The following is a 13,027-nucleotide window of genomic DNA, read 5'->3' as shown; positions in this document are numbered from 1 at the left end:
CTTATTCCCCCTGACGCTGGTAGTCGTTACGCTGCGCGTTAGCACGGCGTTGGTCCATAATGTCACCATCGTTCGAAGAAGGCGTTGTGTTCGCGCTGGAGCTACCAGACGAGGCTGGCGGCAGACGCAGCAGGTTGTTGGCTCCGCTGTTGTCTTTTGCTGCCGGTGCAGAACCGCCTTTAAGCATCTGATCCAGCGGCAGGACCATCAGGTTTCCGCCTTTGTTGTCGTTAACCAGCACTTTACGCGTATGGCTCAGCACTTTTTCCATGGTCTCGATATAGAGACGCTCACGGGTAATTTCCGGCGCGGCTTTATATTCCGGCAGGATCTTCGCGAAGCGAGCCACTTCACCCTGTGCTTCCAGGATGGTCTGGGTCTTATACGCGCGCGCTTCTTCCAGAATACGCTGCGCCTGACCGTTTGCACGCGGCTGAACTTCGTTGGTGTACGCTTCCGCTTCACGGATGTACTGCTGTTCGTTTTCACGCGCGGCAATCGCATCGTCAAACGCCGCTTTCACCTCTTCCGGCGGACGTGCAGCCTGGAAGTTGACGTCCAGAAGGGTGATACCCATGTTGTACGGACGGATGGTCTCTTCCAGCTCGCGCTGGGTATCGCTACGAATAACGGTACGACCTTCAGTCAGGATACGGTCCATGGTGTATTTACCGATCACGCCACGCAGGGCGCTGTCGGTCGCCTGACGCAGGCTGTCATCCGCGCTGGTCACGCTAAACAGATAACGCTCAGGATCGGTCACGCGGTACTGGACGTTCATCTCAACGCGCACCACGTTTTCGTCAGAGGTCAACATCACGCCAGACGCCGCCAGTTCACGGACGGACTCCACGTTCACTGCGGTCACGTTATCAATGAAGGTCGGTTTCCAGTTCAGGCCCGGCTCAACCAGATGGCTGAACTTACCGAAACGGGTTACCACGCCGCGCTCTGCTTCTTTAATGGTGTAGAACCCGCTGGCTGCCCAGATGATGACTACCGCCGCGGCCACAATGCTTACTACGCGGCCACCCATAGGCGGGCGCGGACTCTGAGTGGAGTTGCCACCCGAGCCAGAACCTTTTCCTCCGCCAAGGCCACCAAGCTTTTTGCTCAGTTTGCGGAAGATATCATCCAGATCCGGCGGCCCCTGCTCGCGACCACCTTTGTTGCCATTTCCCCCAGAGTTGCCGCCTTGATTATTGCTGCTTCCCCACGGGTCGCGGTCTTGTCCGTTATTACCGGGCTGATTCCACGCCATGTATATGCTCCATATTTGTTATGCAAGGGCGAATTTTTCAGGCTTCCCCTTTCTGATCAGACGATATAGTCCGCCAGCGCAGGTTCTTGTTTACAGAGGCGACGCCAGTCAACGATCGGCATACGCACCTGCATCCCCACGCTGCCGTCATCCTCCATCCACTCTTTTTCTATCGCCTGAAGCTGATAAAACCGGCTACGCAGCCTGCCTTCCTGTGGCGGCAGTCGCAGCGTGTGCTGAGCTACCTCACCGGAAAGACGTTCTGTCAAAGCCTGGAAAAGCAGTGGCACACCAATCCCGGCCTGAGCAGATAGCCAGACCCGAATTGGTTTGTTCTCTTCATCTCGGTCGATACGCGGTTCGAAATCGTCCAGCATATCGATCTTGTTCATCACCAACAGGGTGGGAATTTCGTGGGCGTCAATCTCTTCGAGCACCACATTCACCGCGTCGATGTTCTCCTGCACGCGTACGTCAGCCGCATCAATCACGTGCAGCAGCAGGGTCGCCTGACGCGTCTCCTGCAACGTCGCTTTAAACGCCGCCACCAGATCGTGCGGCAGATGGCGGATAAACCCTACGGTATCCGCCAGTACCGTTTCACCGACGTCTGCGACGTCAATACGGCGCAGCGTAGGGTCCAGGGTCGCAAACAGCTGGTCTGCGGCATACACCTGGGCCTCGGTTATCTGGTTAAACAGGGTGGATTTACCGGCGTTGGTATAGCCCACCAGCGACACCGTTGGGATGTCGGCTTTGGTTCGCGCCCGACGCCCCTGTTCGCGCTGTTTCTCAACACGCTCCAGACGAGAAAGGATCTGGGTTATACGGCCACGCAGCAAACGACGGTCGGTTTCGAGCTGGGTTTCACCCGGGCCACGTAAACCAATCCCGCCTTTTTGTCTTTCAAGGTGTGTCCAGCCACGCACCAGACGCGTCGCCAGATGGCGCAACTGCGCCAGCTCAACCTGCAACTTACCCTCGTGGGTACGCGCACGCTGAGCAAAAATATCTAAGATCAACCCCGTGCGATCGATAACACGGCATTCGCAGAGAGCTTCCAGGTTACGTTCCTGAGCCGGAGACAGCGCATGATCAAACAGCACGACTGATGCGCCGGTTGCTTTTACGGCATCCGCAATTTCAACTGCTTTACCTTCACCAACAAAGTACTTCGGGTGCGGCGCTTTACGGCTACCGGTAATCACCTGCATTGCTTCGACACCGGCGGAAGAGACCAGAGATTCAAACTCCTGGAGGTCTTCCATATCTTTGTCTTGCGAAAAATAGATGTGTACCAGCACCGCCTGCTCACCGGCGTCATATCGGTCAAACAAGCGTAAACCTCTCAAAAAAGATCAGCGGGGAACGCAGGATCCCTGGCTCCCCGTGTGGAAAACAGCCCAAAACCTTATTCGGTTTCTTCGCTGTCCTGCGCAGGAGCAGATGAACCCTGCGCGTTGCTGCCATGATGGTAGTTACTGCCAGTGCCGCCGCCAGCGTTATTGCTGTGATGAGATACCGGACGGGACGGAACAACAGTAGAAATCGCGTGCTTATAGACCATCTGGCTGACCGTGTTTTTCAACAGGATCACGAACTGATCGAAAGACTCAATCTGACCTTGCAGCTTAATACCATTCACCAAATAAATAGAAACTGGAACACGCTCCCGACGCAATGCGTTCAGGAACGGATCTTGTAAAGATTGCCCCTTAGCCATTCTATCTTTTCCTTATATGCTTGTTTTGTACTTAGAACCTTGCGATTCTGAAAAATTGCGCACGATACGGCTTAATTGTACACATTCAGTCAGCGATATCACCAATAACCTCAATCACTTCGTTTAACGCCTGTTGTGGTTTTTCACTGTCTAACCAGTGAACACCCTCCCAACCACGCAACCAGGTGATCTGGCGCTTCGCTAACTGTCTCGTGGCGCAAACACCTCGATAAACCATTTCATCGTATGAAATCTCGCCTTCAAGATACGACCACATCTGGCGGTATCCCACACAACGAATGGAAGGCATGTCCGTATGCAAATCTCCACGGGCAAAAAGCGCCCGCACTTCTGCTTCAAAATCTGAAGCCAACATCTGATGAAAACGCTGCTCAATTCGTTGATGGAGCAGTTCACGGCTCGCCGGGGCGATGGCGAACTGATGCACCTGATACGGCAGAGCGTCTCCTGACGTTTGCGTCAGTTCCGTTAAAGTTTTACCCGAAATGAAAAAAACTTCCAGTGCCCGGGAAAGCCTTTGCGGATCGTTTGGGTGGATCCGCGCTGCGGCAACCGGGTCAATCTCTTCCAGTTGCCTGTGCAAAACGTCCCACCCCTGCTCTGCCGCCTGCCGCTCAATCTTCGCTCTAACTTCCGGATCGGCCGATGGCAGAGGCGATAACCCCTCCAGCAGCGCCTTAAAGTAGAGCATCGTGCCGCCAACTAACAGCGGTATGCGTCCCGCGGCGGTAATCTCGGCCATCTCAGCTAAGGCGTCGCGGCGAAAATCTGCTGCGGAGTAAGCCTGTGCCGGGTCGAGAATATCCAGTAAACGGTGCGGTGCCGCACGCAGTTCGTCTGCGTTGGGCTTCGCCGTGCCGATGTCCATTCCTCGGTAAATGAGGGCTGAATCAACGCTAATCAACTCTACTGGCAAAACTTTACGTAACTCAATGGCTAACGCCGTTTTACCGGAGGCCGTTGGCCCCATTAAAAAAATCGCCTTTGGCAGGCTCGCCTTACTTACATCAGTCATGTTTCAGGGCGGTCATCGCCGTTTTTAAATCAACAGGTTGTAACAAACCACCTGGCGGCGCTTTCACCAGCTGTGGACAGAGGCGTTCCACCTCTGCCAGAACGGTAATCGCCTGCGCCATACTCCACGGCGAATGTTCGCTGGCCAGATGGCGGGCGATCCACTGCGCGGTATCGGCGGCATCAAACGTCGTTTGTTGCGCCAGGTAGCCTATCAGTTCAGGAATCAAGTTTTGTAAATTTTGTTGGCGTAAGGGTAAAGGCACTGCGCGAATTGTCACATGCTGCGCGTCCAGTACGATTTCAATCCCCATTTCGGCAAGAAGCGCCTGGGTACGCTGCAAAACCCCTGTTTCCTCATGGTTTATTTTCAACCGAACCGGGATCAGTAACGGCTGAGCGCAGGCGGCGTTTTCCCCTGGCGTCAGTTGCGCCTGTTTAAGCCAGCGTTCCGCTACCGGCAACGCCAGCAGCATCAATTTCCCCTCGCGTTCAAGCAGTGCCATGTCCGGGGCGACAATCGTCAATACCCGGCCAAAACTCTGGCTATGTCCGTCAAGGGAAGACGGCGATACCTCAATATGTTCTTTCCGTTCCACGGCTGGGGTGTCCAGCAATTTACGGTATAACGCCCCTTGCTGCTTTTGATACCCCGGCTGGGCATTTGGGTAGTTGGCGCCCGTCGGGCGCGGTGCGCTTCCCGCTGACGAAAAACGCGGAGCCACTGGTTCGCGCGCGACTGCGGGTTCAGCGAAATGGTTACGTCCGGCCGCCACGCGATTTTCTGGCAGCGATCGCGGTGCAGGAATGTCGTTTTCCAGCGGCAGCGTTGGCTCAGCCTGCTTCTGCAAAATGCTAACGACGCCCTGATAGATAAAATCATGCACCAGACGCGACTGGTGGAAACGCACCTCGTGCTTGGCGGGATGGACGTTCACATCCACCTGGTGCGGGTCGATCTCCAGATAAAGCACAAAGGCGGGCTGTTGATCGGCGCCGAGCTTATCTTCACAGGCCTGGCGAATGGCGTGGTTAATCAGACGGTCGCGCATCATTCGACCGTTGACGTAGCAGTACTGAATCTCAGCAAACGCGGCGCTACTGGCGTTCGGATCGGCAACCCAGCCGCGCAGGGCCAAATCGCCATGCTGCCACTCAATGGCCAGCGCTTTTTCCAGGAACGGCGTGCCGCAGATGGCGCCCAGCCGACGCTCCTTTTGCCCGCCTTCCGCCACTGCCCGGTACTGACGCATCACCTTACCGTTATGACTGAGGTTAAGAGTGACATCAAAGCGTGCCAGCGCGATGCGGCGGATGATCTCGTCGATATGTCCGAATTCGGTCTTCTCGGTTCGCATAAACTTGCGCCGGGCGGGCGTGTTATAGAAAAGATCCAGCACTTCAAGCGTGGTGCCTACCGGGTGCGCCGCTGGTTTAACCGTGACGTCCATATCGCGCCCTTCCGCGTAGGCCTGCCAGGCTTCCTGCTGGTCGGCCGTGCGGGAGGTCAACGTTAAGCGGGAAACGGAGCTGATACTGGCCAGCGCTTCGCCGCGAAAACCCAGGCTGATAATCGCTTCCAGATCGTCAAGTGACGCAATTTTACTGGTGGCATGACGCGCCAGCGCCAGCGCCAACTCGTCCTTTTTGATGCCACAGCCGTTATCACGAATGCGGATAAGCTTTGCGCCCCCGCGTTCAATATCGATATCAATGCGGGTCGCCCCTGCATCGAGGCTGTTTTCCACCAGCTCTTTCACCACCGATGCAGGGCGTTCCACCACCTCACCGGCGGCGATTTGGTTCGCGAGCTGCGGCGGTAGAACCTGAATCGGCATGAACTCTCCTTAATTAGTCGCGGTCATCTCACCCGGCAGCGCGGCGCTTGCCGTCTGGGCTGCCCCGCCCTGCGGCGCAGACTGAAGCGGATGCGCGTCAAAGTATTTACGCAGACCGTTATAAATCGCTTCAGCAATTTGCTGCTGATAGCTGTCGCTTCCCAGTAAACGCTCTTCACCGTGATTACTGATAAAACCCGTCTCTACCAGAATCGACGGAATATCCGGTGAACGCAGGACACCGAGGCTCGCATGTTCCGGACGACGCTTATGCAGCGATCCGACGCTTTGCAGCTGGTTGAGTACGTTAGTGGCGACATCATACCCGACGCGCTGAGAATGACCGAACTGTAAATCCAGCACCGCCTGGCTGAGATACGGATCGGCCTGGCTGTTTGCCAGCACATCGCCTGCCCCGCCTAACAGTTCAGACTGCTTCTCGTGCTCTTCAAGCCAGTTCGCCATTTCACTGTTGGCACGACGGTTCGACAGTACCCATACCGACGCGCCGGTGGCGTTACGGTTCGGCGCAGCATCCGCGTGAATCGACACCAGGAAGTTGGCGTTTTGCTTACGCGCCACATCCGAACGTCCCATCACTGAAATAAAGTAATCTCCGTCGCGGGTCATGACCCCTTTGAACATCGGATCGTCATTCAGAAGCGCACGCAGCTTACGGGCAATGGCGATAGTGACGTTTTTCTCCCGCGTGCCGCCCGGGCCAATCGCGCCAGGATCTTGCCCGCCGTGTCCGGCGTCGATGGCGATAATCACTTTGTCGCCACTGACCGGCGTTCGCCGCGCGCTGACCGCCGGACGCGTCACCGTGTTGCTGCTGGTCACGGCGGTAAGTCGGTCATTTTGTGATTTAAACGGATTACGGGCTGGCTCAGACGGCCTTGGGGTATAAACCGGCGCTTCTACGCGTTTTGCTACCACAGGTGCAGGCGGTGGCGGCGGCGGAACATCAGCATTAATGGTAAAAACCACCGTATAACTGGCGCCGTTTTGCTGCTTAACCGCCTTCGTTTTGCCCTTTTCGGTGAGATCGACCACCAGACGCAGAGACTGCGCATCCTTCGGCGTCCCCGAACGGATGCTTTTCACCAGATTGTTGCCGCTGAACTGGAGCGGCAGCCCCTGGATCACCCCGGACTGTTTAATATCGAGCGCCACGCTGCGGCTGTCGATTTGTGAGAAAGCATATTCAGGATCGCCCATAAAGCTGAAGGTAATGCGGGCCTGGCTATCGCCATTCGACACCTGAATATCCGAGAGGCTGGCCGCACCGGCCTGCGCGCACAGCAGAACCGTGGCTGCCAAAATCCAACCTTTAACGCGATTAATCATCCCGTTATCCCTACGCTCAACCGGCTAAACGCGCCAGTAAGGAACAGCCTGATGAGGAAACCGCACTGATGCGCGCCTCACGCCCTTGTGCCTGATAATCCAAGTGAATTTCGACATCCGGGTCAGGCAGCACACCCGCACCTTGTTGCGGCCACTCCACCAGGCAAATGGCGTCGTTGGCAAAGTAATCGCGGATCCCCATAAATTCCAGCTCCTCAGGATCCGCAAGACGATATAAATCAAAGTGGTACACCATGATATTTTCAAGCGTGTACGGTTCTACTAGTGTATAAGTCGGGCTTTTTACGTTCCCGTTATGGCCTAACGCCTGCAAAAAACCACGGCTGAAGGTTGTTTTACCCGCGCCTAAATCACCATACAGATAAATGACGGTCGCCCCCTGACAGGCCTGCGCCACGCGCTTGCCGAGATCTAAAGTGGCTTGTTCATCAGGTAAAGGAATCGCTCGATTAGTCATTTTCTACGTCAATCACATCCGGGTTAACAACACGCCGCAGCGTGCAAAAAAGATCGGTGGCCAGCATACCGCGCGTTCCGTAACGAGCAGCCAGCCTGTCAGCCGCCGCACCGTGGGCCACGCAGCCAGCACAGGCTGCATCATAAAGGGGAAGTTTCTGTCCGAGCAATGCACCAATGATGCCAGAGAGCACATCACCCATGCCGCCGCTCGCCATGCCTGCATTACCGGCATCAACGATGCCCATCGCATCATCGCTGGCAATAACGGTCCCCGCCCCTTTCAAAACGACAACACCTCCGTAACGTTTTACCAGACGTTGGGCTGAAAGTAAGCGATCGCTTTCAATTTCTGCCACGCTACAGTTAAGCAGCCGTGCGGCTTCGCCGGGGTGTGGCGTCAGAATGCGATTGTGACGCGTATCCGGGTTTATTGCCAGAAGGTTAAGCGCGTCGGCATCCCAGAGCATCGGCTTACGAAAATTCTCGGCCTTTTGCAGGGCCTGTTTACCCCACTCCTGCTGACCCAGGCCCGGGCCAATGACTACCACGTCCGCCCACTCAAGACCCTCTTCAATCGCCTGTGGGGCAAGCTCGTGGACCATCAGCTCCGGCCGCGCGGTAATAATCGGCGGAATGTTTTCGCTGCGGGTCAGCACGCGTACTAATCCGGCACCGCTGCGCAACGCGGCCTCTCCTGTCATGCGAATCGCACCTGCCGTGCCATGATCGCCACCGATAATCAGCAGCCGGCCATGATCACCCTTATGGGATGTGGGGCGGCGCGGAGGCAGCCACTGAGCAAGCAGGGAGGCATCAAAGCGGGTGATGTGGGTATCCTGTCCAGCCAGCCAGTTTTCCAGCCCCAGTGCGTTGTGATGTAACGTCCCCACGACATCCCGCGCTTTACCGGTAAGCAAACCCGGCTTCAGGGCGATAAAGGTCACGGTGTGCGCAGCCTCAATCGACACGCCCGGCGTCGCGCCGGTTTGCGCCATCAGGCCGGAGGGAATATCCAGCGCCACCACCGGGGCGGGGTGCGCATTAGCGTGGGTAATCAGCGCGGCGACGTCATCGCGAGGCGCGCGCATCAGCCCCGTCCCCAGCAGACCATCAACAATCACGTCGACATCCTCGGGCCAGATAATATCAGGCGCATGAATAATGCCCCCCGCATTCAGCCAGGCCTCTCTCGCCATGCCAGCCTCTTCCGGTAGCGGCTTGTCGCTCTCCAGCGCCAGCAGGGTAACGCGCAGCCCCGCCGCCACCGCAAGACGAGCCACCACATAGCCATCGCCACCGTTATTGCCGTGCCCGCACAGAATCAGGTAGTGCGAGGCATCCGGATAAGCCGTGCGCGCTACGTTAAACGCCGCCTCGCCCGCGCGCTGCATCAGTTCATAAAGGGTAACGCCCAGGCTATCTGCGGCCTCTTTTTCGGCCCGACGGAGGTCATCCGCATGCCAGATGGAATGTGGTATACTTGCGGGGTTTTTCTTCACAGTATGGTCCGTCATGTCACAGCCCCTCGATCTCAATGAATTAGCGCAGAAAATAAAACAGTGGGGTGCTGAACTGGGCTTCCAGAAGGTCGGTATTACCGATACCGACCTCTCTGCCAGCGAGCCTAAGCTACAGGCATGGCTGGATAAACAATACCACGGCGAGATGGAGTGGATGGCGCGCCACGGTATGATGCGTGCCCGCCCCCACGAGCTGTTGCCGGGTACGCTGCGCGTCATTAGCGTACGCATGAACTATCTGCCCGCTAACGCGGCCTTTGCGCGCACGCTAAAAAATCCTTCGCTGGGTTACGTCAGCCGATACGCTCTGGGACGTGATTACCATAAACTTCTGCGCAACCGTCTAAAAAAGCTCGGGGAAACCATTCAGCAGCACTGTGTTTCGCTGAATTTTAGACCCTTTGTCGATTCTGCGCCTATTCTTGAGCGCCCGATCGCCGAAAAAGCCGGGCTTGGCTGGACAGGTAAGCACTCACTTATCTTAAGCCGCGACGCGGGCTCATTCTTTTTCCTGGGTGAACTGTTGATTGATTTACCCCTGCCGGTAGACGGTCCGGTGGAAGAAGGGTGTGGCCGCTGCGTGGCCTGTATGACCATCTGCCCAACGGGCGCTATCGTTGAACCCTATACCGTTGATGCGCGCCGCTGTATCTCTTATCTCACCATCGAGCTGGAAGGTGCTATTCCAGAGGAATTTCGTCCGCTTATTGGCAACCGCATCTACGGCTGTGATGACTGCCAGCTGATTTGTCCGTGGAACCGTTATTCACAGTTGACGGACGAAGAAGACTTCAGTCCCCGCAAGGCGTTACATGCCCCGCAGCTGATCGAACTGTTCGCCTGGAGCGAAGCCTGGTTCCTGAAGGTGACGGAAGGTTCCGCCATACGTCGTATCGGCCACCTGCGCTGGCTGCGTAATGTGGCTGTTGCGCTGGGTAATGCCCCATGGGATGAAGCCAATCTTCAGGCGCTTGAAAGCCGCAGAGGTGAGCACCCACTTCTTGATGAGCACATAGAATGGGCGATTGCGCAGCAAATTGAGAAGCGAAATGCCGGCGTGGTTGAAGTGCAGTTACCGAAGAAACAGCGCCTGGTCAGGGTGATTGAAAAAGGGCTGCCACGGGATGTGTGATATATTCACAGGCTGTGAATAAAAATAAGAATTCAGGCGCAATAAGGTTTAGCAAACAGGTCAAGTGATCTCAATAACATTTTGAAATCAAATTTTCTTCATATATTACAGTTAATTACGAAGATATTATTCACCCTGCTAACATTTTGCACAACTGGGATTTATCACAGTTTCTGTGGATAACTCTGTTTACAAGAGTGTTTCAGATACAATAGAAAACGTCCCCAACGAAGCATTTCGCTGTGGATAATTTAGGAAAGAAGAAGAATTTGGAGCGGGAAACGAGACTCGAACTCGCGACCCCGACCTTGGCAAGGTCGTGCTCTACCAACTGAGCTATTCCCGCTTGGGTATTCTGGTGCTGTGCGTATCTTGCGATACTTTCAAATTTTGGAGCGGGAAACGAGACTCGAACTCGCGACCCCGACCTTGGCAAGGTCGTGCTCTACCAACTGAGCTATTCCCGCTTGGGTATTCTGGTGCTGTGCGTATCTTGCGATACTTTCAAATTTTGGAGCGGGAAACGAGACTCGAACTCGCGACCCCGACCTTGGCAAGGTCGTGCTCTACCAACTGAGCTATTCCCGCTTGGGTGTTCTGGTGCTGGCGTATCTTGCGATACTTTTCAAATTTTGGAGCGGGAAACGAGACTCGAACTCGCGACCCCGACCTTGGCAAGGTCGTGCTCTACCAACTGAGCTATTCCCGCAAATCTGTACTGCTTTTGTTGCTGTCGTAACGTGTAATTCTCTGTCGTTACGGGAGGCGCATTATACGAGAAATCCGTTTAGCTGCAACCCCCCTCAAAGCGATTTTTTTGAAATTCAGTTCAAGTGCTTATTTAATCGGCAAGCTGAACAATTTAGCGACAAAAACCCGGCCACGCAAGGCGCCGGATCGCAAAATTAAAGCTTAATAAAGTTTTCGCGATAGTACGCCAGCTCCGCAACAGACTCACGGATGTCGTCCATTGCCTGGTGCGTCCCCTGCTTTGTGAAGCCGTCGAGAATTTCCGGTTTCCAGCGGCGGGCCAGCTCTTTTAAGGTGCTCACATCCAGATAGCGGTAGTGGAAATAGGACTCCAGCTCCGGCATGTACTTAAACAGGAAACGACGATCCTGCCCAATGCTGTTGCCACAGATAGGCGATTTTCCTGCCGGCACCCACTGCTTCAGAAACTCAAGCGTCGCCAGCTCCGCTTCGCGGTCGCCCAGAGTGCTGGCCTTCACGCGTTCCACCAGCCCGCTGCCAGTATGGGTACGCACGTTCCACTCATCCATCAGCGCAAGCTGGTCATCGGACTGGTGCACGGCAATCGTTGGGCCTTCCGCCAGAATATTGAGGTTGGCATCGGTGACCAGTGTGGCGATCTCAATAATGCGATCGCGCTCGGGATCCAGGCCGGTCATCTCCAGATCGATCCAAATCAGGTTGTTTTCGTCCGCGCTCATGTTATTTTCCACCCTTCTCGCTTAACCGGCAGTAGCAGGTTAACTAGTATTAATTAGAGTGTATCATAGAGGTTTTGCCCGCTATGGGCGACCAGGAGCCAGCGCGATTGAGTAAAAATAAACTCTCCAAAGGGCAGCAGCGCCGCGTGAATGCAAATCACCAGCGCCGTCTTAAAACCACTACGGAGAAGCCCGATTACGACGACAACCTGTTTGGCGAAGCGACGGAAGGCGTGGTGATTAGCCGCTTCGGTATGCATGCCGATGTCGAGTCTGCCGACGGGGACATCCACCGTTGCAATATCCGTCGCACCATCCGTTCCCTGGTGACCGGTGACCGCGTGGTCTGGCGTCCAGGCAAAGCGGCTGCGGAAGGGGTAACGGTTAAAGGTATCGTTGAAGCCGTGCATGAACGCACGTCGGTTCTGACCCGTCCTGATTTCTACGACGGCGTAAAGCCCATTGCCGCCAATATCAACCAGATCGTGATCGTTTCAGCGATTTTACCCGAACTTTCGCTCAACATTATTGACCGTTACCTGGTGGCCTGCGAAACGCTACAGGTTGAGCCGCTCATCGTGCTGAATAAAATCGATCTGCTGGATGACGAGGCCATGGCCTTTGTGAATGAGCAGATGGATATCTATCGCAATATTGGTTATCGCGTTTTGATGGTTTCCAGCCGCACCAAAGATGGCCTGAAGCCGTTAGAAGATGCGCTGACCGACCGCATCAGTATCTTTGCAGGGCAGTCTGGCGTGGGTAAATCGAGCCTGCTTAACAACCTGCTCGGCCTTCAGCAAGAAATCCTGACCAACGATGTGTCGGACGTCTCCGGGCTGGGCCAGCACACTACCACCGCCTCACGTCTCTATCACTTCCCGCACGGCGGCGATGTGATTGACTCCCCGGGTGTGCGTGAATTTGGTCTCTGGCATCTCGAGCCGGAACAAATCTTTAACGGATTTGTCGAATTCCATGACTATATAGGCGCTTGCAAATACCGCGACTGTAAACATGACAACGATCCGGGCTGCGCCATCCGCGAAGCGGTGGAGAACGGTGAAATAGCGGAAACCCGTTTCGAAAATTACCATCGTATTCTCGAAAGCATGGACCAGGTAAAAACGCGTAAAAACTTTTCTGATTCTGATAACTGACAACTAAGCTAAGCGTCGCTAAAATCGTCCCCTTTTTTCAGGTTCCGGCAGCGTACTGCCGGATCAGGAACGACAAA

At 55.3% G+C, this 13,027-nt stretch carries 11 protein-coding genes and 4 tRNA genes; 2 read left to right on the top strand and 13 right to left on the bottom strand.

The genetic code is table 11. The annotated features are described in order from the left end of the window. Position 1 precedes the first annotated feature (1 nt). The 8 genes from hflK to nnr form a co-directional block, all read right to left on the bottom strand. Positions 2 to 1,261 carry an FtsH protease activity modulator HflK gene (hflK, locus tag IM282_RS03100; RefSeq protein WP_022646820.1) on the bottom strand — a complete coding sequence of 420 codons (1,260 nt, stop codon included), beginning with the start codon at positions 1,259 to 1,261 and terminating at the stop codon, positions 2 to 4. 56 nt (positions 1,262 to 1,317) lie between these two features. Next, a complete protein-coding gene (gene hflX, locus IM282_RS03095) occupies positions 1,318 to 2,598 on the bottom strand; it encodes a ribosome rescue GTPase HflX (RefSeq protein ID WP_003855991.1) in 1,281 nt (426 codons plus the stop codon). A gap of 74 nt (positions 2,599 to 2,672) precedes the next feature. Continuing rightward, positions 2,673 to 2,984, bottom strand: coding sequence for an RNA chaperone Hfq (gene hfq, locus IM282_RS03090; RefSeq protein ID WP_006810391.1), 312 nt, complete (start codon positions 2,982 to 2,984; stop codon positions 2,673 to 2,675). A gap of 85 nt (positions 2,985 to 3,069) precedes the next feature. After that, the gene (gene miaA / locus IM282_RS03085) at positions 3,070 to 4,020 is read right to left on the bottom strand and encodes a tRNA (adenosine(37)-N6)-dimethylallyltransferase MiaA (RefSeq protein WP_023299133.1); all 951 of its coding nucleotides are present in this window, start codon (positions 4,018 to 4,020) and stop codon (positions 3,070 to 3,072) included. Continuing rightward, on the bottom strand, positions 4,013 to 5,857 hold the full coding sequence (gene mutL, locus IM282_RS03080) for a DNA mismatch repair endonuclease MutL (RefSeq protein ID WP_192970109.1): 1,845 nt from the start codon (positions 5,855 to 5,857) through the stop codon (positions 4,013 to 4,015). The genes miaA and mutL overlap by 8 nt, the downstream gene beginning before the upstream one ends. Before the next feature lie 9 nt (positions 5,858 to 5,866). Next, positions 5,867 to 7,207: an N-acetylmuramoyl-L-alanine amidase AmiB gene (gene amiB, locus IM282_RS03075; RefSeq protein ID WP_022646817.1), complete on the bottom strand. Its 1,341-nt coding sequence runs from the start codon at positions 7,205 to 7,207 to the stop codon at positions 5,867 to 5,869. Between the two features lie 16 nt (positions 7,208 to 7,223). Continuing rightward, positions 7,224 to 7,685: a tRNA (adenosine(37)-N6)-threonylcarbamoyltransferase complex ATPase subunit type 1 TsaE gene (gene tsaE / locus IM282_RS03070; RefSeq protein WP_003855970.1), complete on the bottom strand. Its 462-nt coding sequence runs from the start codon at positions 7,683 to 7,685 to the stop codon at positions 7,224 to 7,226. Continuing rightward, positions 7,678 to 9,201, bottom strand: a complete 1,524-nt coding sequence (gene nnr, locus IM282_RS03065; RefSeq protein ID WP_192970108.1) for a bifunctional ADP-dependent NAD(P)H-hydrate dehydratase/NAD(P)H-hydrate epimerase — start codon at positions 9,199 to 9,201, stop codon at positions 7,678 to 7,680. Before nnr ends, tsaE begins: the two co-directional genes overlap by 8 nt. Here nnr and queG point away from each other — a divergent pair. Continuing rightward, positions 9,200 to 10,339, top strand: coding sequence for a tRNA epoxyqueuosine(34) reductase QueG (queG, locus tag IM282_RS03060; RefSeq protein WP_015572463.1), 1,140 nt, complete (start codon positions 9,200 to 9,202; stop codon positions 10,337 to 10,339). The two genes, nnr and queG, sit on opposite strands and share 2 nt — an antisense overlap. A 270-nt stretch (positions 10,340 to 10,609) precedes the next feature. On the opposite strand, the gene IM282_RS03055 is transcribed toward queG, so the two are convergent. The 5 genes from IM282_RS03055 to orn all read right to left on the bottom strand — a co-directional run bounded on the left by IM282_RS03055 (position 10,610) and on the right by orn (position 11,790). Further along, positions 10,610 to 10,685: transfer RNA gene (locus IM282_RS03055), tRNA-Gly, on the bottom strand. Positions 10,686 to 10,730: 45 nt separating this feature from the next. Next, a tRNA-Gly gene (locus IM282_RS03050) sits at positions 10,731 to 10,806 on the bottom strand. A gap of 45 nt (positions 10,807 to 10,851) precedes the next feature. Further along, a tRNA-Gly gene (locus IM282_RS03045) sits at positions 10,852 to 10,927 on the bottom strand. Between the two features lie 45 nt (positions 10,928 to 10,972). Next, a tRNA-Gly gene (locus tag IM282_RS03040) sits at positions 10,973 to 11,048 on the bottom strand. 196 nt (positions 11,049 to 11,244) lie between these two features. After that, the gene (gene orn / locus IM282_RS03035) at positions 11,245 to 11,790 is read right to left on the bottom strand and encodes an oligoribonuclease (RefSeq protein ID WP_003855965.1); all 546 of its coding nucleotides are present in this window, start codon (positions 11,788 to 11,790) and stop codon (positions 11,245 to 11,247) included. 107 nt (positions 11,791 to 11,897) lie between these two features. Here orn and rsgA point away from each other — a divergent pair, with 107 nt between their 5' ends. Then, complete coding sequence (rsgA, locus tag IM282_RS03030; RefSeq protein ID WP_072202591.1) at positions 11,898 to 12,950, top strand: small ribosomal subunit biogenesis GTPase RsgA; 1,053 nt, start codon at positions 11,898 to 11,900, stop codon at positions 12,948 to 12,950. The last annotated feature ends 77 nt before the right edge of the window (positions 12,951 to 13,027 follow it).

This window comes from Enterobacter cloacae complex sp. P29RS (assembly GCF_014893445.1).
Taxonomy (GTDB): Bacteria; Pseudomonadota; Gammaproteobacteria; order Enterobacterales; family Enterobacteriaceae; genus Enterobacter; species Enterobacter intestinihominis.
Note: the sequence above shows the minus strand (reverse complement) of the source record. Positions and strands in the feature narration are given on the sequence as shown.